Source organism: uncultured Erythrobacter sp. (assembly GCF_947502395.1).
Taxonomy (GTDB): domain Bacteria; phylum Pseudomonadota; class Alphaproteobacteria; order Sphingomonadales; family Sphingomonadaceae; genus Erythrobacter.
Window position 1 is genome coordinate 83,357 of the sequence record NZ_CANMZM010000001.1, and the last position, 22,897, is coordinate 106,253.

The 22,897-nt window shown below is 57.0% G+C and carries 22 protein-coding genes and 1 pseudogene; 16 read left to right on the forward strand and 7 right to left on the reverse strand.

The window, feature by feature from the left end; translation table 11 throughout:
* Positions 1 to 29 precede the first annotated feature (29 nt).
* The gene (gene murI / locus Q0778_RS00405; protein WP_298333226.1) at positions 30 to 851 is read right to left on the reverse strand and encodes a glutamate racemase; all 822 of its coding nucleotides are present in this window, start codon (positions 849 to 851) and stop codon (positions 30 to 32) included.
* A 105-nt stretch (positions 852 to 956) separates the two neighbouring features.
* On the opposite strand from murI, the gene plsY reads away from it, so the two are divergent.
* The 4 genes and pseudogenes from plsY (at position 957) to topA (ending at position 6,967) form a co-directional block, all read left to right on the forward strand.
* Positions 957 to 1,553 carry a glycerol-3-phosphate 1-O-acyltransferase PlsY gene (gene plsY, locus Q0778_RS00410; protein WP_298333228.1) on the forward strand — a complete coding sequence of 199 codons (597 nt, stop codon included), beginning with the start codon at positions 957 to 959 and terminating at the stop codon, positions 1,551 to 1,553.
* Positions 1,550 to 2,679 (forward strand): annotated as a pseudogene (dprA, locus tag Q0778_RS00415) (DNA-processing protein DprA). Before plsY ends, dprA begins: the two are co-directional and overlap by 4 nt.
* A gap of 81 nt (positions 2,680 to 2,760) precedes the next feature.
* The gene (locus Q0778_RS00420) at positions 2,761 to 4,293 is read left to right on the forward strand and encodes a vWA domain-containing protein (protein WP_298333230.1); all 1,533 of its coding nucleotides are present in this window, start codon (positions 2,761 to 2,763) and stop codon (positions 4,291 to 4,293) included.
* A gap of 109 nt (positions 4,294 to 4,402) precedes the next feature.
* Complete coding sequence (gene topA / locus Q0778_RS00425) at positions 4,403 to 6,967, forward strand: type I DNA topoisomerase (RefSeq protein WP_298333232.1); 2,565 nt, start codon at positions 4,403 to 4,405, stop codon at positions 6,965 to 6,967.
* A gap of 42 nt (positions 6,968 to 7,009) precedes the next feature.
* Here the strand turns inward: topA and Q0778_RS00430 are convergent, their stop codons facing one another.
* On the reverse strand, positions 7,010 to 7,177 hold the full coding sequence (locus tag Q0778_RS00430) for a hypothetical protein (RefSeq protein WP_298302817.1): 168 nt from the start codon (positions 7,175 to 7,177) through the stop codon (positions 7,010 to 7,012).
* 184 nt (positions 7,178 to 7,361) lie between these two features.
* Between Q0778_RS00430 and Q0778_RS00435 the strand changes: the two genes are divergently transcribed.
* The 3 genes from Q0778_RS00435 (at position 7,362) to Q0778_RS00445 (ending at position 8,892) form a co-directional block, all read left to right on the forward strand.
* Positions 7,362 to 7,691: a hypothetical protein gene (locus Q0778_RS00435; RefSeq protein ID WP_298302819.1), complete on the forward strand. Its 330-nt coding sequence runs from the start codon at positions 7,362 to 7,364 to the stop codon at positions 7,689 to 7,691.
* A gap of 128 nt (positions 7,692 to 7,819) precedes the next feature.
* Positions 7,820 to 8,326, forward strand: coding sequence for a response regulator (locus Q0778_RS00440; RefSeq protein WP_366519506.1), 507 nt, complete (start codon positions 7,820 to 7,822; stop codon positions 8,324 to 8,326).
* Between the two features lie 143 nt (positions 8,327 to 8,469).
* Positions 8,470 to 8,892: a hypothetical protein gene (locus Q0778_RS00445; RefSeq protein ID WP_298333234.1), complete on the forward strand. Its 423-nt coding sequence runs from the start codon at positions 8,470 to 8,472 to the stop codon at positions 8,890 to 8,892.
* 10 nt (positions 8,893 to 8,902) lie between these two features.
* Here the strand turns inward: Q0778_RS00445 and era are convergent, their stop codons facing one another.
* Genes era through lepB form a run of 3 tightly spaced genes read right to left on the reverse strand, consistent with a single transcriptional unit; the run spans position 8,903 to position 11,517 of the window.
* Complete coding sequence (era, locus tag Q0778_RS00450) at positions 8,903 to 9,829, reverse strand: GTPase Era (RefSeq protein ID WP_298333236.1); 927 nt, start codon at positions 9,827 to 9,829, stop codon at positions 8,903 to 8,905.
* 42 nt (positions 9,830 to 9,871) lie between these two features.
* Complete coding sequence (gene rnc / locus Q0778_RS00455) at positions 9,872 to 10,567, reverse strand: ribonuclease III (protein WP_298333238.1); 696 nt, start codon at positions 10,565 to 10,567, stop codon at positions 9,872 to 9,874.
* Positions 10,564 to 11,517, reverse strand: coding sequence for a signal peptidase I (gene lepB / locus Q0778_RS00460; protein ID WP_298333240.1), 954 nt, complete (start codon positions 11,515 to 11,517; stop codon positions 10,564 to 10,566). The genes rnc and lepB overlap by 4 nt, the downstream gene beginning before the upstream one ends.
* On the opposite strand from lepB, the gene pgi reads away from it, so the two are divergent.
* Positions 11,483 to 13,045 carry a glucose-6-phosphate isomerase gene (pgi, locus tag Q0778_RS00465; protein ID WP_298333242.1) on the forward strand — a complete coding sequence of 521 codons (1,563 nt, stop codon included), beginning with the start codon at positions 11,483 to 11,485 and terminating at the stop codon, positions 13,043 to 13,045. The genes lepB and pgi overlap by 35 nt on opposite strands.
* Positions 13,046 to 13,062: 17 nt before the next feature.
* On the forward strand, positions 13,063 to 13,431 hold the full coding sequence (locus tag Q0778_RS00470) for a hypothetical protein (protein ID WP_298302836.1): 369 nt from the start codon (positions 13,063 to 13,065) through the stop codon (positions 13,429 to 13,431).
* A 49-nt stretch (positions 13,432 to 13,480) separates the two neighbouring features.
* Here the strand turns inward: Q0778_RS00470 and Q0778_RS00475 are convergent, their stop codons facing one another.
* Entirely contained in the window at positions 13,481 to 13,768 is a 288-nt protein-coding gene (locus tag Q0778_RS00475; protein ID WP_298333244.1) for a GIY-YIG nuclease family protein, read from the reverse strand.
* A 295-nt stretch (positions 13,769 to 14,063) separates the two neighbouring features.
* On the opposite strand from Q0778_RS00475, the gene Q0778_RS00480 reads away from it, so the two are divergent.
* The 3 genes from Q0778_RS00480 (at position 14,064) to gorA (ending at position 18,070) form a co-directional block, all read left to right on the forward strand.
* Entirely contained in the window at positions 14,064 to 15,500 is a 1,437-nt protein-coding gene (locus Q0778_RS00480) for a DEAD/DEAH box helicase (protein WP_298333246.1), read from the forward strand.
* Positions 15,501 to 15,623: 123 nt separating this feature from the next.
* On the forward strand, positions 15,624 to 16,652 hold the full coding sequence (locus tag Q0778_RS00485; RefSeq protein WP_298302846.1) for a hypothetical protein: 1,029 nt from the start codon (positions 15,624 to 15,626) through the stop codon (positions 16,650 to 16,652).
* Between the two features lie 62 nt (positions 16,653 to 16,714).
* Positions 16,715 to 18,070 (forward strand): glutathione-disulfide reductase, encoded by a 1,356-nt coding sequence (gene gorA / locus Q0778_RS00490; protein WP_298333248.1) that lies wholly within the window; start codon positions 16,715 to 16,717, stop codon positions 18,068 to 18,070.
* Here the strand turns inward: gorA and Q0778_RS00495 are convergent.
* Positions 18,063 to 19,217 carry an FAD-dependent oxidoreductase gene (locus Q0778_RS00495; protein WP_298333250.1) on the reverse strand — a complete coding sequence of 385 codons (1,155 nt, stop codon included), beginning with the start codon at positions 19,215 to 19,217 and terminating at the stop codon, positions 18,063 to 18,065. The genes gorA and Q0778_RS00495 overlap by 8 nt on opposite strands.
* A 61-nt stretch (positions 19,218 to 19,278) precedes the next feature.
* Here Q0778_RS00495 and Q0778_RS00500 point away from each other — a divergent pair, with 61 nt between their 5' ends.
* From Q0778_RS00500 to mce, 4 genes are all read left to right on the forward strand, one after another.
* Positions 19,279 to 20,304, forward strand: a complete 1,026-nt coding sequence (locus tag Q0778_RS00500) for an NAD-dependent epimerase/dehydratase family protein (RefSeq protein WP_298333252.1) — start codon at positions 19,279 to 19,281, stop codon at positions 20,302 to 20,304.
* A gap of 63 nt (positions 20,305 to 20,367) precedes the next feature.
* On the forward strand, positions 20,368 to 21,900 hold the full coding sequence (locus tag Q0778_RS00505; RefSeq protein ID WP_298333254.1) for an acyl-CoA carboxylase subunit beta: 1,533 nt from the start codon (positions 20,368 to 20,370) through the stop codon (positions 21,898 to 21,900).
* 210 nt (positions 21,901 to 22,110) lie between these two features.
* On the forward strand, positions 22,111 to 22,338 hold the full coding sequence (locus Q0778_RS00510; protein ID WP_298333256.1) for a hypothetical protein: 228 nt from the start codon (positions 22,111 to 22,113) through the stop codon (positions 22,336 to 22,338).
* 16 nt (positions 22,339 to 22,354) lie between these two features.
* On the forward strand, positions 22,355 to 22,792 hold the full coding sequence (gene mce / locus Q0778_RS00515; protein WP_298333258.1) for a methylmalonyl-CoA epimerase: 438 nt from the start codon (positions 22,355 to 22,357) through the stop codon (positions 22,790 to 22,792).
* Positions 22,793 to 22,897 lie beyond the last annotated feature (105 nt).

The window sequence follows — 22,897 nt, forward strand, 5'->3', positions numbered from 1 at the left end:
AACCCGTCATCTTTGCGAATAACTCGCGATTAAAACTGTTCAATCTGATCGATTCCATAGCTCAATAGCACGGGTTCGAGCGAGAAAAAGTGATCCACATCACCCGTGGTTACAGCGCGGTCTGGGCCGGTTCGCTCAAAGATGTGACCGTCCAGAAGATGCGCAATGCGTCGTGCAATTCCTGCGGCGCCATCGATAAACTGCACATCCGGCGACCAACCAAGATCGGACATGGCCACATCCGCCAGTTCATCGCGGATAAGGGGGAAATGGGTGCAGCCTAGGATCACCTGATCCATCGCGATCGCCTCATCCTGCTCGGAAAGGGCATTGAGCGCTGCGGCCAAAACCTTGCGATCCGGAGTTCCGCCGCGCAGTTTGGCCTCAGCTTCATCAACCAGTTCTGGCGCTGCGTGGCGAAGCAGAGTGGTGCCGCTGGCAAACTCGCTTTCAAGATCATCGACATATTTTTGGCGAATAGTGCCCGCCGTCCCGAGCAATCCGATCACGCCCGTCAGGGTGTTTTCGGCCGCCGGTTTGATCGCCGGGACCGTGCCTACAATTGGAATTTCGAGCACTTCGCGCACCATCCCAAGCGCAATCGTGCTCGCTGTATTACACGCAATGCAGGCAAGGCGAGGGCGGTAACGCTCCGTCATCCGGCCTAGCAAACCGGCAACCCGGGCCGCCACCTGCGCCTCGGTCTTTTGACCATAGGGCTGGCCCGCATAATCGGCAGCGAAGAGGATTGGCGCATCGGGCAGGCATTTGCGGACCTCGCCCAGCACGCTGAGCCCGCCAACGCCGGTGTCGAGCAAGAGGATAGGGGAGGATGGATCAACGTTGTTCAAAATCGCTCGTCCTGAGCTTGTCGAAGGACTGTCTTTTTTTATTGCGCCCGTTCGCTAATAGAAGAACAGTGCTTCGACAAGCTCAGCACGAGCGGAGTTATTGATTTGGAACCTATTCTCGCAGCTATTTTGGGATATCTTTGCGGCTCAATCCCGTTTGGTCTTTTGCTCACAAGGGCCGCTGGCATGGGCGATGTGCGCGATATCGGATCGGGCAACATCGGCGCAACCAACGTGCTGCGCACTGGCAATAAGGGGCTGGCGGCGGGCACTTTGTTGCTCGATTTGCTCAAAGGCTTTGCGCCGGTTTTTGCGGCCGGTCTCATCTGGGCCGGGGATACGGGCGATGTCGCCAAGGCCTTTGCCGCGGGCGGCGCAGTTATTGGGCATTGTTATCCGGTTTGGTTGGGCTTCAAAGGTGGGAAGGGTGTTGCGACCAATGCGGGTGTCAGCTTTGGCTTGGCGTGGGCCATCGGCGGTGCATACGCGCTGATCTGGCTGTCTATGTTGGGTGTTTTTCGCATCTCAAGCCTTGCCGGGATGAGCGCGGTTGTCGCGGCGGCAGCGGCGGCTCCCTTGTTTGGATTCCCGCAATACTTTCCGGTTTTGGCAGCGATTGCGGGCCTTATCATCTATCTCCACCGTGAGAATATCGGGCGACTGATGAAGGGTGAAGAACCGAAGGTGGGCGGCAAAAAGTGAGCGATGACACGGGGCTCTCGCAGGCAGAGGCCTTTGCCCGTATTCGCCTGCTTCGGTCGCCCAATATTGGTCCGGTTTCCTATCGCCAATTGCTGGCGCGTTTTGACACTGCCGTTGCGGCGATTGAGGCGCTGCCTGAACTGACTGCACGAGGCAAAAAAGCTTACCGCCCCGCGCCCACAGACAAAATCGAGCGCGAGATCGAGGGCGTTATCGCAGCTGGTGCACGTTACCTCTTTCACGATCAGGATCACTATCCTGCGCTTCTGGCCGAGCTTGATAGCGCGCCACCAATCATCACCTGCCGAGGTAATCTGGCTCTCGCTAGCGAACCCTGCGTCGCCATGGTGGGCGCGCGCAATGCATCCGGTGCCGCAACAAAGCTGGCACGAGAGTTCGCAAAGAGCCTCGCCGAGGCGGGTCTCTCCGTGGTTAGCGGCCTTGCGCGTGGTATCGATGGAGCTGCGCACGAAGGTGCAATGCCCAAAACCATCGGCGTGATCGCCAGCGGGATCGACATCACCTACCCACCTCAGCATGAAAAGCTGCAGGAGCAGATCGCAACCGAAGCCCTGTTGATTGCGGAGCAGCCCCCCGGCACCGAACCACGTGGCCGCCACTTTCCAAGCCGCAACCGGATCATCGCAGGCCTTGCGAGTGGCACTGTGGTGGTTGAGGCAGCACCACGCTCAGGCTCATTAATCACTGCGCGATTGGCGGGCGAGGCGGGTAGGGAGGTGATGGCCATCCCTGGCTCGCCGCTCGATCCGCGCGCCAGCGGTTGCAACCAGTTGATCCGTGATGGCGCTGTATTGGTGTCGTCGCCCGAGGATGTGATCGAGCTGCTGGAGACCTTCACAGGTGCGCCCGATCGACCTACCGCGTCGCCGAGGACGCGACGATCTTTAACTATGAAGAGCTGAGCAGGCTGGAATGGGGAGAGGCCAAGGCATCGGGCGATGAGGCGGATGCGATTGCTCGCCTACTGACCAAGGCGCCTATTGGAGTGGACGAGCTCATCCGCCAATCGGGCGCAAGTTCGGCTGCGGTGCAGATGGTGCTTTTGGAGTTAGAGCTTTCAGGCGAACTGGAGCGCCACGACGGCGGAATGGTCTCCACCGCTTAGAAAACGTCTCCAACAAAGCTGTCAGGCTATGTTCAAACTAACCCCCTAAATTGAACGATAATTCGCAAGGGGACTGTGAACATGTTCAGAAAATCTGTCGCTGTATTTGCCTGTTTTGGGTTGGTTTCATCGATCTCAAATCCGACACCAAGCCGGGCTGAAACCCGCATCGCTGCGCCGGAAGGAGGGTTCTGTCGAACCCCTTCGGCCCTGCCTGATTTGGGTGAAGAGCCTCAATTTAACCAGCAACAAACTGAGACGCGCAAACGCGAGCGATCGGCGCCCACCCCTGCTTCGCCAGCGCCTCCACCACCACCTCCTTCGACATCCGATGTCGCGGCGGATGATGACGGAATGTCGATTGTTGTCACTGGTTCTCGCGTTGAAGAAACCGTTTATGATTCGCCCGTGGCTGTCTCCAGCGTTTCTGCAGAAGAAGGGAGCAGCAGCGCCGATCGTGTCGCACCTCCGGGCATTATGCCATCGCCCCCGCCAGACCGGCCTCAACCCCGACCACAGTCGGGCTTGCTGACGGCCGGAGAGCATGACGATCTGCTCAATCCAGAGCTTTATGCTGACTATGTGCGTAAGAGCGACCTTGGTCAGATGCAGATGCAATTACCCAAATTGGACACATCGCGCCTGCTGACGGTTTCGGTGGCAGACCGGCGAGGCCGTGCGGTGCCCTTTGCGGAGGTTGAACTGCGCTGTTCGGATGGCAACTCAATCAAATTGAAGACCGTTGCCGACGGCAAAGTGGTGTTTTTTCCGGAACTGGATCGGTTGTCCGAGACCGTGTGGGTTCGGGCTGCTGGCAGCGATTGGCGGTCCCTGCGATTGTCGAATGAGAGAGGTGGCCAGAGTGTAAAGATCACCAGCCGGAGCAGCGCACCGAAAGTGACCAAGCTCGACCTCGCGTTGGTGGTTGATGCCACCGGGTCCATGGCTGATGAGATGCTCTATCTGACCGAGGAGTTCAAAACCATCGTCGGAGCGCTCGAGGAACGCCACAAGGATCTCGACATCCGAGTGGGCCTCACATTCTATCGCGACACGACCGATCAATACATCACCCGAACCTATGGTTTCGACGAAGATATGAACGCTGCTCAGGCCCGCATCGCTGCTCAGGAGGCCAACGGTGGTGGAGACTATCCTGAGGCAATGGATCAGGCTCTGATCCGCGCGGCAGGGCTTGAGTGGCGAGATGATTCCGTCAAATCGCTTTTGCTGGTAGCCGACGCACCGCCGCACAACAACAAGGTCGATCTTACCTGGAAGGCGGCCGAACATCTACGTGCAAAGCGAGTGCACATCGTCCCGGTTGGCGCATCGGGAGTGGCTGACCTGGCCGAGTACGTCATGCGCTCAATGGCGGTGGTCTCTCAGTCCCGCTATACCTTCCTGACTGACGATAGCGGTATCGGGAACCCTCATGCCGAACCGGCAATCGATTGTTATCTGGTCACCCGGCTGGACCAATTGCTGCGCCGCGTAATCGACAGTCAGATTTCCGGCAGGCGGATTGAGCCCAAGCGATCTGAGGTGATCCGCACAGTTGGCCAGTATGAAGCTGGCAAATGCGTTTTGCCCCCCGATTTTGGCCAACAATAACTCATTACAGCGAAAATCGCTCTTGACGGGCGGGTGATGATCTCGATTACGCTCGCACGCGTATACGCACGCGTATACGCACACGTGTAAGGAAATCGAACCCTCTCTCATGCAGCTTGTCATTGTTGAATCGCCCGCGAAGGCGAAGACTATCGAGAAATATCTGGGCGGCGACTTTAAGGTCCTCGCCTCATACGGTCACATCCGCGATTTGCCGCCTAAGGACGGCAGCGTGGTGCCCGATGATGATTTTGCCATGAGTTGGGAGGTCTATTCCGACAAGCGTAACCGCGAGCAGGTCAAAGCGATCTCTGACGCAGCGAAAGACGCCTCGCGCCTTGTGCTGGCGACCGACCCTGACCGTGAGGGGGAGGCGATCAGCTGGCACGTTATGGATGTGCTCAAGAAACGCAAAGCGCTGCCTACGAAGGTCGACCGGGTGACGTTTAACTCGATCACTAAGAAAGCCGTGACCGAGGCGATGCAAGCGCCACGTGAACTCGATCAGCCGTTGATCGACGCCTATCTTGGCCGACGCGCGCTCGACTACCTCTTCGGCTTTACCTTGTCTCCGGTGCTTTGGCGCAAGCTTCCCGGTGCAAAATCGGCTGGCCGTGTGCAATCGGTGGCTTTGCGCCTGATTGTTGAGCGTGAGCGCGAGATTGAGGCGTTTAAGCCCGACGAATATTGGTCGGTGCTTGCCAAGTTGGAGCATGCCGGGACCGAGTTTGATGGACGGCTGGTGCGTTTCAAAGGTGAGAAGCTGGAAAAGCTCAGTCTTGGCGAAGAAGGCATCGCTATGGAGGCGAAAGCCGCTGTTGAAGGCGGCCGCTTTACGGTTGAAGACGCTGAGAAAAAGCCTCTCAAACGCAATCCAGCGCCTCCGTTCACAACATCGACCATGCAACAAGAGGCCGCTCGCAAGCTTGGCTTTTCCGCAAGCCAGACCATGAGCGCAGCGCAGCGCCTCTATGAGGCTGGTGCAATCACATACATGCGGACCGATGGCGTGCAGATGGACGGCAGCGCGATTGATGCGTGTCGCCATGAAATCGGTGATCGGTATGATGCGGCCTATTGCCCTGAAAAACCGCGCTTTTACTCAACCAAGGCGAAGAACGCTCAAGAAGCGCACGAGGCAATCCGTCCAACCAATTTCTCGAAAGATCGCGTTGGCAGCGGCGATGAGGCAAAGCTCTATTCGCTGATCTGGAAGCGGGCGATGGCGAGCCAAATGGCAACCGCACAATTGGAGCGGACCACCGTGTCCATGCTTGATGCGACAGGTCAACACGAGCTGCGTGCGACGGGTCAGGTCGTGGTCTTCCCAGGCTTTTTTGCGGTCTACCAAGAGGGCTTTGATGACAAAGAAGAGGACGAGGATGGCTTGCTCCCGGCTCTGAAAGCAGGCGACACGCCTGCCAAGAAGTCGGTCGAAGCAACGCAGCACTTCACCCAGCCACCTCCGCGTTTCTCAGAAGCTTCGCTGGTCAAGCGTTTGGAAGAGCTGGGCATTGGCCGTCCATCGACCTATGCTTCGACCATTCAGACACTGCGTGATCGCAACTATGTTCGCGTGGAAAGCAAGCGGTTCTTTGCTGAGGAGTCTGGCCGGCTTTTGACGTCCTTCCTCGAGCGGTTCTTCCCGACTTATGTCGCTTATGACTTCACCGCCGGGATGGAAGACGAGCTCGACACGGTTTCCGACGGGCGGGAGGATTACAAGGCGCTGCTTGCGAAGTTCTGGCAGGATTTCAAACCCAAGGCTGATGAGGTTATGGAGAAGCTGCCTTCGGAAGTGACCGAGGCGCTCGACGAATATCTCTCCGACTACCTCTTCCCACCGCGCGAAGACGGCAAGGACGCCCGTCATTGCCCATTGTGTGAGACAGAGGGGCGCGAGAATGGTCGCCTTTCACTTCGTGGCGGCAAGTTCGGTGCATTTATCGCCTGCCAGAACTACCCTGAGTGCAAGTTCACCCGCCGCTTTGCGCAACCGGGTGGCGATGATGGTTCGCAAGATGGCGTGATGGGCACTCACCCCGATACGGGCGCAGAAATCCACCGCAAATCCGGGCGCTTTGGCCCTTATGTTGAGATGGAGCACGAGGAGAAGAAATCCCGTGCTTCGATCCCCAAGGATTTGGATGATTTCAATCTTGAATGGGCGGTAAAGCTGCTCGACTTGCCGCGCATCATTGGACCGCACCCCGAAACGGGCAAAGACATTGAGGCCGCAATTGGCCGTTATGGTCCGTATCTGCGCCACGACGGCAAATACGCCAATATGAAGAATACGGTCGATGTGTTTGAAACGGGCATGAATGCCGCTGTCACGCTTCTGGCTGAGGCAGCAAACCGCAAAGGTGGCCGTGCGAAAGCGGAGCCGATCAAGACTTTGGGTGAGCATCCTACGTCGGGCGGCGAGATCAAGGTCATGCCGGGTCGCTATGGGCCCTATGTAACCGACGGCACCACCAATGCGACGATCCCCAAGGATATTAAGCCGGAGGACATCGAAGCGGCAAAGGCAATCGAGCTAATCGACGCGCGCGCAGCCAAGGGACCTGCAAAGAAGAAGCGTAAAAAGGCCGCACCTAAGAAGAAGGCCCCAGCCAAGAAGGCTACAGCCAAGAAGCCAGCAGCCAAGAAAAAGGCACCGGCGGAAAAGTAGCGGATAGGTGGCGCTGCGCCGAAACGCAGCGCCGAACCTTACTTAGTATGGCTCTGTGCCGTCAGTTCCGTCACCTTTTGGGCAGCCGTAAGGGCAGAAGCTGGATCCGTCCCACTCTCCGAAGGGGAAGCGTCGCTCGAGTTCATCGACGATGTTGCCGCCCGCAACAGAAGTGATATCGCGTGCGTCCAGTTCAAGAATGTTGCTCATTGCTGTTCTCCATTTGCTGATGAGGAGCCAAGCGTATGAGAACTAATGATTTAGTATAATCAGTCAGAGCGACTAGCTCAGGGTAGCTAGGTCATTTGACGGAGCGAATCATTAAGCCCCGTGCTGTTTGTACTTCCTTTAGCATTGTCCCCTAGGCTTCGTTCACAGACCAGGGACCAATGCTGTGATCGAAATTGAAGTCCAGAACGAGACTCGCCAAACTCAAGAGAGAATCCGCTTTGCGGCGGTGCCTAGAATTGGAGAGGGTCTGCGCTTGCGCGAGCCCGATGGGATGTGGGCAAGTTATGACATCTTGGATGTGTGGTATCAAAAAGCCGACTTTGGCGATGTTTGGGTGCCTTACTTGCATATCTGCCTGACCCCTCAAGAGGGATTGGAGCCAGACAATGCAGCCAATGACAGCGCGGCTATCGATGAAGACGAGGCGCATGACCTGAGCGGCGAAGATGCTTTTGCCGAGCTTGGTGGGGAGTCAAAGCCATTCAAAATCTGATCAAACGCACAAACGGCAAGCACAAGCAGGTCCAGAGCACTGATGGCAATCCGCTATCAGACGGGAACGCCCATGCCGCTTCTCAGCCGTATATCCCCGATGGATCGCCCATCGAAGCGCCTGAAGATGTGAAGCACGTGGTGGATCCGCTTCGTGCGACAGATCTGAGCGAACAACCACCAGAGGAAGCCCAAGATGTCGACGCTTTGGTTCAAGCAGCAAAGGCGATGCGCGATGCAACGGCTCCGGCTGAAGTTCAGCAGGCTGCGGCAAAGGCCTGTCTTATCGTCGATGACAGCCGCGTGATCCGCAAGGTTTCAAGCAAGATCGTCAGTAGCTTGGGATATGTCCCGATTGAGGCTCAAGATGGCATTGAGGCGCTCGCTCGCTGCAAGAAAGCCATGCCTGCGCTGATCTTGACCGATTGGGACATGCCCGAGATGGACGGGCTCGAGTTCGTTCGTCACTTGCGCGCCATCCCCACTCCCAAGGCTCCCACCGTGGTGTTCTGCACGTCCAAAAACAAACCCGCCGATGTCCAGGCTGGCATTCAGGCAGGGGCTGATGATTACATTGTGAAGCCATTCGACGAAGCGGGGCTTAGGGCGAAGCTGGAGCGGCTGGGACTGGTTTGAACGCACACGTACTTCCAGCGTGAGCTGGAATCCGGAGCGGTGCAGCGCCAAGCCTGACAGACACAAAACCTTGCCGCTCTAGATCCCGGATCACGTCCGGGATGACGGTGGCCGTGCGGCTCAATCCTGCTAATATCTTTTTGATGAGCGAAATTAGTAACAACCACGAAGTGGCGGCAATTGCGCTTGCATACTTCGAAGGCGTGAAGTCGGATTTATTGGAGTTCGGAGGTACCTCCGTCACGCGTGTTGAGCCATTGAAGCGCAGTCGCGAATTCGCCGTGGCGGTGTACGATCAGTTGGCCATGATCCTTGCTAGGAGGTATCACAACAATGAGATCGACTTTGAAACGGCCGACTGGCTGGCGAACGATTTTGAAGGAGAGCTAAACCACCTGTTCGCCTTCGTTTGGCCTGATAGCGTCGCTGAATCCTGGCCGATGCTTTGGTCAGAGGTTTACGAAGCTTTCGATGCAGGAGAGCATGACCATTTTGGGCGTTCAACCGATCCGATAAAAGAGTTCACCGACCCGATGATCGCTGAATTTCTGGCGAAGCAGATCTGACGCGAAGTACTCACTTCACCCAATCCAGCCCCATTTCCTCGAACACTTCCTTGTCCTCGGACCATTTCTCCGAATGCTTCACATGGAGGAAAAGGTGAACCTTCACGCCGAGCATCTCTGAGAGTTCCTTGCGCGCTGCGGCTCCGATCTCCTTGATCCGTGAACCGCTCTTGCCAAGCACGATGCCTTTCTGGCTTTCGCGGGCGACGACGATTTGCTGGTGGATTTCGAGGCTCCCGTCGGGGCGCTCTTGATAGCTTTCAGGCCGCACGGCGCTGTCATAGGGAAGCTCTTCGTGGAGTTGATTGTAAAGCTGTTCGCGGGTGACTTCTGCGGCCAGCAATCGTTCGGACGCGTCGGAGACTTGGTCCTCAGGGTACATCCACACGCCTTCTGGCATCAGCGCGGCGAGGGCGGATTTCATCTCTGACACACCGTCCCCGGTAAGCGCTGAAACGAAGAACACCTCTTCAAACGGAATACGGCTGTTGAGCTCTTGAGCGAGCTCCAACAGCGGCTCTTTCTTGGCTTTGTCGACCTTGTTGAGGACGAGGATTTTTCGCTCTTTGCGGTGTTCCAGCGCTTCGATCAGGGGCTCCAATTCGTGGCGGCGCTGTTTGATAGGATCGACGATTAGCAGGATCGCATCCGCGCTTTCCGCGCCTTCCCAAGCTGCGCTGACCATGGCCCGATCGAGCCTGCGCTTGGGTGCAAAGATGCCGGGCGTGTCGACTAGGATCATCTGCACCTGTTCAAGCAAAGCAATCCCAAGCATGCGGGCGCGTGTCGTCTGGGCCTTGGAACTCGTGATCGCAACCTTCTGGCCAACCAGTTGGTTCACAAGTGTCGATTTACCCGCATTTGGCGCGCCGATCACGGCAACAACCCCACATTTTTCAGGGCCGCATTTCGTTTCAGATGTTTGTGTCTCGGTCATAAATCCTATTGGCCCTCATTCGCCGGAGGCGCGGAGTGTAGTTCAGCCAAATTCATCCAAAAAGGCCTTGGCCGCGAGCTTCTCCGCCTCACTCTTGCTGGTGGCGGTTGCCTCCGCCTTGCCGACATTGTGGACGCTCACTTGAACTGTGAAGCGTGAGGCATGGTCAGGCCCTTGCCTTGATGTCACATCGTATTGCGGCATCGCGCGTTTGTTGTGCGCTGCCCATTCTTGCAGTGCGCTTTTGGGGTGTTTGGCCTTACCGGCATCGCCCGAAAGATCGCTCGCCCACAGTGCAAAGATCACGTCACGGGTCACATCGAAGCCATTGTCGAGGAAGCTTGCGCCAATCAGCGCTTCCATCACATCGCCAAGGATATTGTCGCTGTCCGCACCACCATCCTCGCGCGCTTGTTTGCCCAGGCGTAAATGGTCCGGCATGGCGATTGAGCGTGCAATCCGTGCACAGGTCCTTCCGCTGACGAGGGCATTGAGGCGCTGTGAAAGCTGTCCTTCGTGGCTGTCACTGGCGCGGTAGAGCCAACTGGCAACCGCCAATCCAAGCACTCGGTCGCCGAGGAATTCGAGGCGCTGATAATCCTTGGCATGGTTTTCTTGGGACGGGCTGCCCGAGTTGAAGCTCCCGTGAGTTAGCGCTTCGAGCCAGATCGCTTCATCTTTGACGGTAAAGCCAGAGGCCCCAAGCCATGCAACGGTTTCAGAGGGGAGATCAGTCATAACAAGGTTCCAATCCGGCCCCAGCGCACCGTAGAAAACCAGCTGATGGGGTTGTACCAAACCGCACTGCCCTCGCTGGACCACAAGATGATCGACGCTTCCCCTACAAGCAGGTCGTGGGGAACGATTCCCACCGCATCGCCGCTCCGTGCAGTAAAGCGGCTGTCGCGTGAGTTGTCACGGTTGTCCCCCATGACGAACATGTGCCCTTCGGGGATGGTTGTTGGGCTGAAGCTATCCCCCGGCGTGAGGCCAAAATCGAGCACATCAAATTCGCGACCCCCGGGCAATGTTTCGCGATACTGGGTATAGCGGCAGATCAGCCCACCGGACGCGGTCTGCTCTTCAGTTCCACCCCAGCCACAACCGGTGTTAGGCGACATCGGAATGGCGAGATCGGACAACGGCTCAAGCGGTAAGACCTCGCCATTGAGGATCACTTGACCGCCTTCCACTGCAACACGGTCACCGGGAAGGGCTACCACGCGCTTAATGTAATCAACCCCGTCGACTGGATGCTTGAAAATCACCACATCGCCGCGCTCTGGTTCACCGGCGAGGACGCGTCCTGGAATGAGCGGAGCACCAAAGGGCAGCGAGTGTTTGGAAAAACCATAGGGCCATTTTGCCGCCAACAGCAGGTCGCCATTCATCAGGCGCGGCAACATGCTTTCAGACGGAATGGAGAAGGGCGCGAAGACAAAGCTCCGGAAGATCAAAACCGCGATCAGCAACTGCACAAGAAAGATCGAGAAGCTCTTGGGTGTCTCTTTCTTTTCCGGGATTGCAGGCGTATTCGCGCCATCCCCAATTGACCTAAGGGAAGACGAAGATGCGCTTTCTTGTGTATGGGCTTTACCATCCATCGCCACCCCCTTACTCGCACCATTCCTTTGCGCATAGAGGTTTTGCCCAATGAAAATGCCCTCAAGTTCATCAACTGCCGCCAAGGCAATTTGGGATAAGCTCGCTAAGCTTGATCGCAAGTCGCTGGCAGAATTGTTTGCGGGCGATGAGCGCCGCGTTGAGGCAATGAGCCAGCGGCTGGAATTTGACCTTGGCGAGGCAGGTCCGATGGGGCTGCTGCTCGATTGGTCAAAGACGCATTTGGGTGATGCTGAGCTTTCTGCGTTTGAAGAACTGGCCGATGTGATGGGCTTCGGCTCGGCACGTGACGCGCTGTTTGGCGGCGGAATTGTGAACCCAACCGAGGGACGCCCCGCCACCCACGGCGCGATGCGCGGTAGCGGGACGGAGGCCGATTGCGAAGAAGCGGATCAGCTGCTCCAGCGCATGGGTATGTTGGTGACAGCAATCCATGAAGGTGCCTTTGGCGAGGTCAAGCACCTCATCCATATCGGCATTGGAGGCTCTGCTCTGGGTCCGGATTTGGCGGTCGATGCTCTGACGCGGGATTTGAAGCTGGTCGACGTCCATGTTGTATCGAATATCGATGGGCTCGCTTTGGAGCAGGCTTTTGCTGCATGCAATCCTGAGACAACCATGATTGCGGTTGCCTCCAAGACCTTCACCACGACCGAGACGATGACCAATGCAGCGAGCGCACTCAAATGGCTCGCTGACAATAAGGTTGATGACCCCAGTGGGCGCGTGGTGGCTTTGACTGCCAACCCTGAGAAAGCTGTGGAATGGGGCGTTGATGAAACCCGCATCCTGCCTTTCCCGGAGAGCGTAGGCGGACGCTATTCGCTGTGGTCCAGCATTGGTTTCCCGCTCGCTCTGGCAGTTGGAATGGAGGACTTCACCGCATTCCTCGCAGGCGCGCAAGCGATGGATACCCATTTCCGCGAGGCCGAGGGGCGGGCGAACGGGCCACTGCTCGCAGCCGTCGGCGACCTCTACTATTCGCGCATTCGTGGATGCCAGACCCGCGCAGTGTTTGCCTATGACGAGCGCTTGGGTCTGCTCCCCGATTATCTCCAGCAGCTGGAGATGGAGAGCAATGGCAAGTCTGTGACCGTGTCAGGCGAACCCGTGGATGCGCCCACAGCCGCCATCACGTGGGGTGGGGTGGGCACGGATGCACAGCACGCCGTGTTTCAGCTTCTCCACCAAGGCACGCACCTCATCCCGGTCGACTTCATCGGCAGCATCGCGCCTGGAGACGAGCTGGACCCGGCGCACCACAAGGCTTTGCTATCCAACTGCTTTGCTCAAGGCGCAGCACTGATGGCAGGCGGCAATATGAGCGCGGATGGAAAAGACCCGGCGCGCGGGTTCGCGGGAGATCGGCCGTCAGCAACGATCTTGGTCGATGATCTGGATGCAGCGACCTTGGGCGCTCTTATCGCGTTCCACGAACACCGCGTGTTTGCCGGAGCGGTCCTGATGGGCATCAACCCCTTCGACCAATTCGGCGTCGAGCTCGGCAAGAAAATGGCGAAAGAAGTGGAAAGCGGCGAGGGGGACTTTGATGCGAGCACCAAAGCGCTGATGGAAGCGGCTGGGCTGGGGTAGGTGGAGCCTCGCGTTGCATGGAGAAAGAAATGATAGAGTTGCGAGGTTACATGGCTCTTCCTACCCAGGTGATAGATAAGGAAGACCACTTGGTTTTTGACCGCAAGGCCATGGCAACTTTGTTCGACCGTGTTGAACAAGTGACGGACGGACGAGTAGATTTCAGCAATCAATACAAACACCACGAAGTAAGGGTCTATTTCCTCGCAGATTTCCGAAAACGCGGTAATGAACCGATCGAGGCAGTGAAAGAATTACAAAGCCTCTTGTCTCCAATGGAAGAACAATTCTTCGGTCAAGCGAAAGTCGACATCTTTGCCCATAATCTCGACACGGATGAGCGTATCGTGTTCAAGTTGGGCGATCCAGAGCGTGAAATGTCTTAAGCCTTCCAGTCCCCGTTCATCCTGAGCCTGTCGAAGGACGCACGCCAGCCTATCCGCATTGCCGATTTCGAGCTAAGCGTTTGATTTCTTCCCAATCTCCTTGGATGAGCGCTTCCTTCTTGGCTCGGCTCCAACCCTTGATCCGTCTCTCGCTGAACAATGCCTCTTCGCGGGTCGGGAATTCTTCGCACCAAACGAATTCAACCGGTAGCCTTTCGGCCGTGTAGCCGGGGATCGTTCCCACTTTGTGCGCGGCTATCCGTGTCTCGAGATTGTCTGTGTGCCCAGTGTAATAGCTGCCATCGTTGCAGCGAAGGATGTATGCGTGGAAGGGCATTTTTAGTTGTTAACATGAGTGCGCGTCCTTCGACAGGCTCAGGACGAACGAGAGTTGGGGGTTGAGGCAAAAAGGCGAATTGCTTTGACTTCCGCCCCCAAAACCCCCATCTGCGCTCCCAACATGAAACGCGCACCTTAGGCAGCGTGAAGTGGCGGCTCTCATTTGAACCCGCCCCGGCCAAGCGTTTCACTACAAACCCCAACAGCTTCCCTATTCACGCGGGCGGTTCCTTGAACCCGCGCTTCGCACCGCTCACTTTCGCGCGTGCGCATCGCACATTTTGCGAGTCATAATGACATCTTTTGATAATCTCGGGCTGTCACAGCCCATTCTTCAAGCTCTTGACCTTAAGGGCTATTCCACTCCTACACCAATCCAGGAACAGGCTATTCCGCCTGTTCTTGAAGGGCGCGATCTCCTCGGTATTGCGCAGACCGGCACCGGTAAGACCGCCGCCTTTATGCTGCCTGGCATCGACCGCCTTAGGGAAAGCGACAATCGCATTCCGTTCAAATCGTGCCGCATGCTAGTGCTTGCACCAACGCGCGAGCTGGTTCAGCAGATCGCGGTTTCCGCCAAGGATTACGGCGCGCTTGCCGGCCTTAAAGTGCAGAGCGTTGTGGGCGGCACATCGGTCAATAAAGACCGCAACAAGCTCCACCGTGGCACTGATATTCTGGTGGCGACACCCGGGCGCTTGCTCGACCTGATCGACCAGAAGGCGTTCAACCTCGGCAGCGTTGAAGTGCTTGTCCTCGACGAAGCCGATCAAATGCTCGACCTTGGCTTTATCCATGCGCTCCGACGCATCAACGAGCTGGTGCCCAAAGAGCGTCAGACGCTGTTCTTCTCGGCCACCATGCCCAAGGCGATCAAAGAGCTGGTGCGCAATTATTGCAACAATCCGGTACAGGTCTCCGTCACGCCCGAAAGCACGACCGCTGAGCGGATCGAGCAATACATCTTTATGGTGCAAAAGGATGAGAAGCAGTCGCTGCTCGACCTGATCCTGTCAGGCCGTCACAAGGTGCCGGGCGATTTTGAGCGTATCCTGATCTTCACCCGCACCAAGCACGGCGCGGACCGGGTTGTAAAGAAACTGCGCCAAAGGGGCATTGAGAGCAACGCCATTCACGGCAACAAATCTCAGCCCCAGCGTCAGCGCGCGCTGGATGAGTTTCGCCGGGGTAAGACCAACATCCTGATCGCGACCGATGTGGCTGCGCGCGGGATTGATATTCCGGGTGTTAGTCACGTCATCAATTACGAACTTCCGAATGTGCCAGAGCAATATGTGCATCGTATCGGGCGTACAGCGCGCGCGGGCAAAGACGGCATTGCAATCGCCTTTTGCGGTGAGGATGAACGCGCCTATCTCAAAGATATTCGGAAAGTGACGAAGGCGGAGCTTGATCGGCTCGATCTGCCGGAAAACTTCCGCGCTGTGGTTGAAGGCGAGGGGCCGACTAAGCCCGCACCCCGCGGCGCGACGCGGGTGTCCAAGAAGAAGGTCAAACCAAAGCCAGCGGGAAAAAGTGCGGGCGACGGTGCGGCTAAGTCCAGAAAACCCAAGCCCAAGCATCAGGCGCGCAAGGGCAAACCATCGGGTCGCCCCGGTGTTGAAGGCCGTCCGCACGGCAAACCAGGCGGTCAGCGCCCCGGCAGCAATCGCAGGCGGCGCGGCAAGGGGCAGGGCGGTGGCGGTCGTCCCCGATCGGCGAATGGCTAACCCACCTGCCAAACACCCGACTTTTCTTTGAAAAACCGCGTGTTCTTAAAGCGAAATTAAGCATAAGGCCCCTAACTGACGCCTCATATCGGACGCACACCAGTTAGGGGCCTTTGCAAGCGCATGATCCGCACCGACACAACATTGATTATCGGCGCCGGAGCCAATCGCGAAATTGAGATGCCCGATGGGCCTGAGCTCCTCAACAAAATCGCATCGGGTTTTGAGTTTGAACGGCTTAACTCCGAGGTCAAATCGCGCGATCTCGTGAGCTTGGCGCAGTTGTTCGAACGGGTCGCGCCAGAGCTTGGCATGACATACGATCAACTCGTCGCAGGGGCCATGGCAATCCGCGATGCGACTTTGGTCAGCACCAATATCGATGCGATCCTCGAGCAGTATGGTCACGATCCGGCGGTTCAGGCGGCGGGCAAGCTCGCGATTGTCTATTATACACTTCAGGCGGAATCGAAGTCGACTCTCGCTGTCGAACCGCGCTCTGCTGACGAACTTCCATTGCGTGGGACAGAGAATTGGCTGTTCCAGCTTGGACAGCTGATCGTCAAAGGCGTCCCGCGCGCCAAAGCCGAAGAGTGTTTTGAGAAGCTTTCGATCGTGTGCTTCAACTATGACCGTGCGATCGAGCATTACCTCCCCTGGGTGGTTCAGCGCGCCTTTGGGATGACCATTGAGGAGGCGCAGGAACTGGTCGCGGGGCGGCTTCGGATCGTGCATCCCTATGGCGTTGCGGGGCGGTTACCATGGCAGGGGGATGAGGAAAACGGCGCAACTTGGGGCGATACGGAAGCGCAGAATATGGTCGCTTTATCCAAGCGCATCTTCACTGCCAGCCAGCGTGAAAAGTCCCGCCAATTCCGCTCTTACCTGCGTGCTGAAATGTCCCGCGGCAAGCGCCTCGGCTTCCTCGGTTTTGGCTTCGACCCGATGAATGTTGCCATGCTCTTTGACGAGCTTGAACATGACAATCCCGATATGCTCATCACGTTAATGAACATTGGCGAGGTCGAACAGAAAGCCATCCTGCGCCTGATCCATCGCCTGACAGGTATCACCGATGACGGACTGATCACGCTTGAAAACATGAAGGCGTTCGAAATCCTGCGAGACTATGCGCGGTTCCTCGAAAGCTAAAGCTTGGCAATTGTCTAGCTGACCTCCATATCGCAGCCGAACCCCAGGAGGAGCGCTTCCGCATGGATGACACGGCTTACGATTTTGACCTCTTCACAATTGGCATCGGCTCTGGTGGTGTGCGCGCAAGCCGGGTTGCGGCAGCGCATGGTGCACGAGTAGCTGCGGCAGAAGAATATCGGGTCGGCGGCACCTGCGTGATCCGGGGCTGTGTGCCTAAGAAGATGCTGGTCTACGGCGCGCACTTTGCCGAAGATCTTGAAGATGCCAAGCAGTTCGGCTGGGACATCGAGGGCAAGAGCTTTGACTGGGTGCGGCTTCGCGACATTGTTCAGCGCGATGTGACGCGGCTGGAAGGTCTCTATGGGGAAACCCTGTCGAACCATAATGTGACGGTTTTTGAAGAGCGCGCTGAGATTACTGGCGATCATGAGATCACACTTGCGAGCGGCAAGGTGATCACCGCGAAGTACATCTTGATCGCGACCGGTGCGAAGCCGCACATGCCTGAATTTGAAGGTAATGAGCATTGCATCACTTCCAACGAGGCTTTTCACTTAGAGGAAGTGCCAAAACGCGTCTTGATCGCTGGAGGTGGCTATATTGCCAATGAGTTTGCCGGCATCTTCAATGAATTCGGCAGCAAGGTCACAATCGCGAACCGATCCGATGTGATCCTGCGCGCCTATGATCCAGCTTTGCGGGATCGCCTCCTGCAGATCAGCCTCACCAAAGGCATCGAATTCTGCTTCAACGTCGAGTTTGAGTATGTCCGCAAACAAGAAGACGGCACATTATTGGTCAAAATGACCAACCATGAAGAGCGGGTCTATGATCAAGTAATGATCGCGACCGGCCGCGTTCCCAATATCGACGGATTGGGGCTCGAAAATGTCGGCATCGAACTCGGCCGAAAGGGCGAGATCAAGGTCGATGCATACTCAAAAACCAATATCGATTATATCTACGCGGTCGGCGATGTGACCGACCGGGTACAACTGACACCAGTTGCTATTCGCGAGGGCCAAGCCTTTGCCGACAGTGTGTTTGGTCCCGACAAACCCTATGCTGTCGATCACTCCTGCATTCCCAGTGCGGTGTTCAGCCACCCTCCGATTGCATCGGTCGGCATGACCGAAGGCGAGGCGCGTAACAGCCTTGGCAATGTGCGCGTCTTCCAGTCGGACTTCCGCCCGATGAAGAACGTCGTTGCGGGGCGCAGCGAGCGTGGGCTTTACAAAATGATCGTTGATGCAGCGAACGACAAGATCGTCGGCGTGCATATGATCGGGCCAGAAAGCCCGGAAATCATGCAAGCAGCGGCTGTTGCGGTGAAGGCTGGACTCACCAAAGCCGATTTTGATGCGACCACGGCGATCCACCCAACGATGGCTGAGGAATTGGTGCTGCTTAGATAGCGCTGACAAACCGATCCGGTGCGAACAGCGCGGGGCTCAGACCCCGCTCTGCAAACCGCTGCGGGCAGTTTTGATGTAGTGCAAGCGCCTCGCCAATTTCGGCAAGGGCAGAAGAGGTTTGGAAACCGTACCCGCCTTGGCCAGCGAACCAGAAGAAACCGGGCGCGTCTGGCGCAAAGCCCACCACTGGTAACTCGTCGGGAGCAAAGCTCCTGAGGCCTGCCCATGAGTGGGCAATCCGCGCGATTTTCAGCTCCGTTGCCGCTTCAATCCGGTGGGCGATTTTCGCGATATCGATCTCTTCGGGTGCAGCATCGCAAGGCTCACTTTTGCCCTCATCCTGTGGTGATGCGAGCAATTGCGAGGAGCCCTCAGGTAAGAGATAGAAGCCTTCGCCAAGCGTCTTCACGAATGGCCAATTTGCCGTGGCCAAGTCGCTTGGTGTTTCGAACGCAATCACCGTGCGACGGCGCGGATCGATCCCAATAGGCTTGGCACCAGCCATGCGCGCTATCTCGTCGGCCCATGCACCGGCAGCGTTGACCAAAAGTGGGGAAGTATAAGGCCCGGCGCTCGTCTCGACCTGCCAGTGCCCACCAAGGCGACGGATTGCTTGTACCCGTGCACTGCAGATCACCTCACCGCCACGTTCGCGTAGATCGCGAAAGTGCCCTTGGAGCATTGCATCTGTATCAAGCTTTAAGGCCCTATGGTCGAGTAGGGCGCCATGGACATGATCGGAACCGATCTTGAGCGCAGGCACCAAGCTCTGCACTGCATCACCTAGAAGCAGCTCACAATCGCAGCCAAAGTCGTGGTGCACCTGCCTCAATGCATCCAGCGCTTCCAACTGATCCGTTCGCGCTATGTGCAAGGCGGGGTGAGGGCGCGCATAGCGAGCTCTGTCATCTGGTGGATCGGCCGCAAGCTCTTCAATGCTCATTGCGGTCAAAGTGCGCACAATCCGCTCGCCAAGCCCAAAATGCGCAAAGGCCACACTGCGGCCTGATGCATGATATCCCGGTGCGCTCTCCGCCTCCAGCACGACCACGTTAGCCTCGCTCGCAAGCCTAGCGCCAAGCGAAAGGCCTGCTATGCCAGCCCCGATCACAAGAACATCTGCAGTCGTGATTTCAACGCCTCCCATTGCTGCGCTCTCCCCAAGAGGCTACGCCATAGCGCAAAGGAACGTAAAAGAGGGTCTAATCATGGCAAAAACTGTACTAGTAACCGGCGGCACCGGATACATCGCTGGCGAACTCATCCGGCAGTTACTCGCCCGAGACTGGACCGTGCATACAACAGTGCGCAACAAAGGCAAAAGCGAGGAGATGCTGCGCAAACGTCTTGGCAATCCGCCGCAAGATAAGGTCAAAGTCTTTGAGGCAGAGCTCATGTCGGATGATGGCTGGGCCGAGGCGGTTGCCGGCTGCACCCATGTTGCCCACGTCGCCTCACCCATCGCCGCCTCGACACCCAAAGACGAGAACGAGATGATCGTGCCCGCACGCGAGGGCACATTGCGCGCCTTGCGCTTTGCCAAAGAAGCGGGTGTTGAACGCTTTGTCCAAACCAGCTCAATGGCCGCCGTTGCATATGGCCGCAGTGAAAAGAACTACACCGTGTCCGAGGCCGACTGGACCAATATCGACCACCCCGATGCCTATCCCTACGTCAAATCCAAAACTATCGCCGAGCGTGCTGCGCGCGACTGGATCGACGCAGAGGGCGGCGATATGGAGTTTGTCTCGGTCAATCCATCCATGGTGCTGGGCCCGGTCGATGACCCCGACTTCTCGCCATCCGTTGAAATAGTGCGACAACTCCTCGCAGGCGATGTGCCTATGGCGCCTGACCTTGGCTTTGCGATTGTCGACACACGCGACACGGCTGCGCTCCACGTCAAATGTCTTGAGGAACCGGGGCTTGGCGGGGAACGTTTCCTGGCAGCGGGCAAGTTCTACAAATTCATCGATGTCGCAAAAATGTTGAAAGAGGGTCTTCCTCCCGAGCAAACCAAAAAGGTGCCAACACGGGTCATGCCAAACTTCCTTGTGAGCATCCTCAGCCTGTTCAACGCAGGCATCCGCTCGATCAAAAGCGAGCTCGGCAAAAGCCGTCACGGCGACGTGAGCCATTCAAAAGAGCGGCTCGATTGGGAAACGCGCCCAGTTGAGGAAAGCGTGATCGACTGCGCCAAGAGCCTTATCGAACATGGGGTTGTGAAAGTCTGAAGCGTTGACGCGTCTTCTTTGCTCCGGCAACGAGCGGCCAAACATTCGAACAGGGACCACTTAATGTCTGCCAATATCGCTGAAATGGAACGTCGCCGCGAAGCCGCCAAAATGGGCGGCGGGCAAAAGCGCATCGATGCACAGCACGCCAAGGGCAAGCTGACCGCGCGTGAACGCTTGGACGTGCTTTTGGACGAAGGCTCGTTCGAAGAGGTCGACACCTATGTCGAGCACGACTGCGTCGATTTTGGCATGGAAAGCCAGAAGATCCCCGGCGACGGCGTAGTCACAGGCTCGGGTACGATCAACGGCCGACTAGTCTATGTTTTTAGCCAAGACTTCACCGTCTTCGGCGGCTCGTTGTCAAAGCGCCACGCCGAGAAAATCTGCAAGGTGATGGACACCGCGATGAAAGTGGGCGCGCCCGTAATCGGCCTTAACGACAGCGGCGGCGCACGTATTCAGGAAGGCGTCGCATCGCTTGGCGGCTATGCGGATGTGTTCCAGAAAAACATTCTCGCTTCCGGCGTGATCCCTCAGATTAGCCTTATCATGGGGCCATGCGCAGGCGGCGCAGTCTACTCGCCCGCCATGACCGACTTCATCTTTATGGTGAAGGACAGCTCCTACATGTTCGTGACCGGCCCTGAGGTGGTGAAGACCGTCACCAATGAAGAAGTGACACAGGAAGAGCTGGGCGGGGCGATCACCCACACGACCAAGACTTCCGTTGCCGATATCGCGTTTGAAAACGATGTTGAAACGCTGCTCGCCACACGCGAGTTCTTCAACTACCTGCCGCTGTCCAACCGCGAGGAAGCGCCAGAGCTTCCCACCAATGACCCATGGGACCGGTTGGAGCCATCGCTGGACACAATCATCCCCGACAATGCGAACCAGCCTTATGACATGCATGAGGTGATCACAAAGACGCTGGATGAGGGTGAGTTCTTCGAAATTCAGCCCGCGCATGCAGCGAACATCATCTGCGGCTTTGGCCGGGTTGAAGGGCGCACAGTGGGCGTCGTCGCGAACCAGCCTATGGTGCTTGCCGGCGTGCTTGACATTGCATCGTCCAAGAAGGCCGCGCGCTTTGTGCGTTTCTGCGATGCGTTCGATATTCCGATTGTGACCTTCGTCGATGTCCCCGGCTTCCTGCCCGGCACGGCCCAAGAAATGGGCGGTATCATCAAACACGGTGCAAAGCTGCTCTTCGCATACGGCGAGGCGACTGTGCCCAAGATCACGATCATTACCCGCAAAGCCTATGGCGGCGCGTATGATGTGATGGCGTCAAAGCACCTTCGCGGAGACCTAAACTACGCCTGGCCCACCGCAGAGATTGCTGTGATGGGAGCCAAAGGCGCGGTGGAGATCATCTTCCGCCAAGACCGCGGCGATGCCGAGAAAATCGCGGAGAAAACCAAGGAATACGAAGACCGCTTCGCCAATCCGTTTGTGGCGGCGAGCCGTGGCTATATCGACGAGGTGATCCACCCGCACTCGACGCGCCGGCGGGTTGCGCTGGGGCTAAGGAAGCTGCGGACGAAGCAGTTGGAGAACCCTTGGAAGAAACACGACAATATTCCGTTGTGAGCCCTGATGACAGCTAAGGAACTGATTATTCGAGTATCTTTTTGGACCGCAGTAGGGACGCTGATCTTAACTGCATTCGTTCTGTCTAGTCCAAGAACACCATAGCACGCAGCTAGCATTTCCGCGTCACCCTGAACTTGTTTCAGGGTCCATCTATCGTTTGGCGGAGCTGGGTCTTGGTTGCGCAATGGATGCTGAAACAAGTTCAGCATGACGAATGGGTTGGAAAACGTGATGAGTGAATTGCTGCTACCGCTTGCCATGCTCATCGCGACTGCCGGCTGCGCATTCATTGCCTACCGCATCTACCGCAGCCCCCAAAACTGGCATATCGACGGTGAAACCAAGGAACTGCGCTTTCACAATTGGCCCAGCATCGGCATATTCGTTTGCATTGGTATCATGTGCACGATGACAGGGTACCTTGTTCTTCTTTGAGATATGGAATGACCAAATGAAACTAGGCCGCCTAAACCATATCGGGATCGCAACGCCCTCCATCGCCGATTCCATCGCGCATTATCGTGACACGATGGGCGCTAGCCAAATCACCGAGCCCTTTGACCTGCCTGAGCAGGGCGTCAAAGTCTGCTTTATCGATACACCCACAGACAGCGGAATGAACGGCACGCAGCTTGAGCTGATCGAGCCTTTTGACGAGAGCTCTCCGATCAACGGCTTCCTTGCAAAGAACCCCGCAGGCGGTCAGCATCATGTCTGCTTCGAAGTGCCCGATATCGACAAAGCGCGCGCGCATTTTGAGGGCATCGGCAAACGCATCCTTGGTCCCACGCGCATTGGCGCCCACGGCACGCCGATCTTCTTCCTGCACCCTAAGGATATGCAGGGCATGCTGACCGAGATCATGGAAACGCCCAAAGAAGCCCACTGATCGGGCCTCAAACGCCAAGAAGTGACGTAGCGCGTCCCTGCGGACTTGTGTTGACGCGAACGTCAAGGCAAACCGTTTCCAAACGAAACGCAAAATCGAAGATTC

Bases quoted from the DNA above. Each gene is read 5' to 3' on its own strand.
- Q0778_RS00420 (WP_298333230.1), top strand. From the start codon at position 2,761: ATGTTCAGAAAATCTGTCGCTGTATTTGCCTGTTTTGGGTTGGTTTCA.
- topA (WP_298333232.1), top strand. From the start codon at position 4,403: ATGCAGCTTGTCATTGTTGAATCGCCCGCGAAGGCGAAGACTATCGAG.
- Q0778_RS00430 (WP_298302817.1), bottom strand. From the start codon at position 7,177: ATGAGCAACATTCTTGAACTGGACGCACGCGATATCACTTCTGTTGCG.
- Q0778_RS00445 (WP_298333234.1), top strand. From the start codon at position 8,470: ATGAGCGAAATTAGTAACAACCACGAAGTGGCGGCAATTGCGCTTGCA.
- era (WP_298333236.1), bottom strand. From the start codon at position 9,829: ATGACCGAGACACAAACATCTGAAACGAAATGCGGCCCTGAAAAATGT.
- rnc (WP_298333238.1), bottom strand. From the start codon at position 10,567: ATGACTGATCTCCCCTCTGAAACCGTTGCATGGCTTGGGGCCTCTGGC.
- pgi (WP_298333242.1), top strand. From the start codon at position 11,483: ATGAAAATGCCCTCAAGTTCATCAACTGCCGCCAAGGCAATTTGGGAT.
- Q0778_RS00470 (WP_298302836.1), top strand. From the start codon at position 13,063: ATGGAGAAAGAAATGATAGAGTTGCGAGGTTACATGGCTCTTCCTACC.
- Q0778_RS00475 (WP_298333244.1), bottom strand. From the start codon at position 13,768: ATGCCCTTCCACGCATACATCCTTCGCTGCAACGATGGCAGCTATTAC.
- Q0778_RS00480 (WP_298333246.1), top strand. From the start codon at position 14,064: ATGACATCTTTTGATAATCTCGGGCTGTCACAGCCCATTCTTCAAGCT.
- Q0778_RS00485 (WP_298302846.1), top strand. From the start codon at position 15,624: ATGATCCGCACCGACACAACATTGATTATCGGCGCCGGAGCCAATCGC.
- gorA (WP_298333248.1), top strand. From the start codon at position 16,715: ATGGATGACACGGCTTACGATTTTGACCTCTTCACAATTGGCATCGGC.
- Q0778_RS00495 (WP_298333250.1), bottom strand. From the start codon at position 19,217: ATGGGAGGCGTTGAAATCACGACTGCAGATGTTCTTGTGATCGGGGCT.
- Q0778_RS00500 (WP_298333252.1), top strand. From the start codon at position 19,279: ATGGCAAAAACTGTACTAGTAACCGGCGGCACCGGATACATCGCTGGC.
- Q0778_RS00505 (WP_298333254.1), top strand. From the start codon at position 20,368: ATGTCTGCCAATATCGCTGAAATGGAACGTCGCCGCGAAGCCGCCAAA.
- Q0778_RS00510 (WP_298333256.1), top strand. From the start codon at position 22,111: ATGACGAATGGGTTGGAAAACGTGATGAGTGAATTGCTGCTACCGCTT.
- mce (WP_298333258.1), top strand. From the start codon at position 22,355: ATGAAACTAGGCCGCCTAAACCATATCGGGATCGCAACGCCCTCCATC.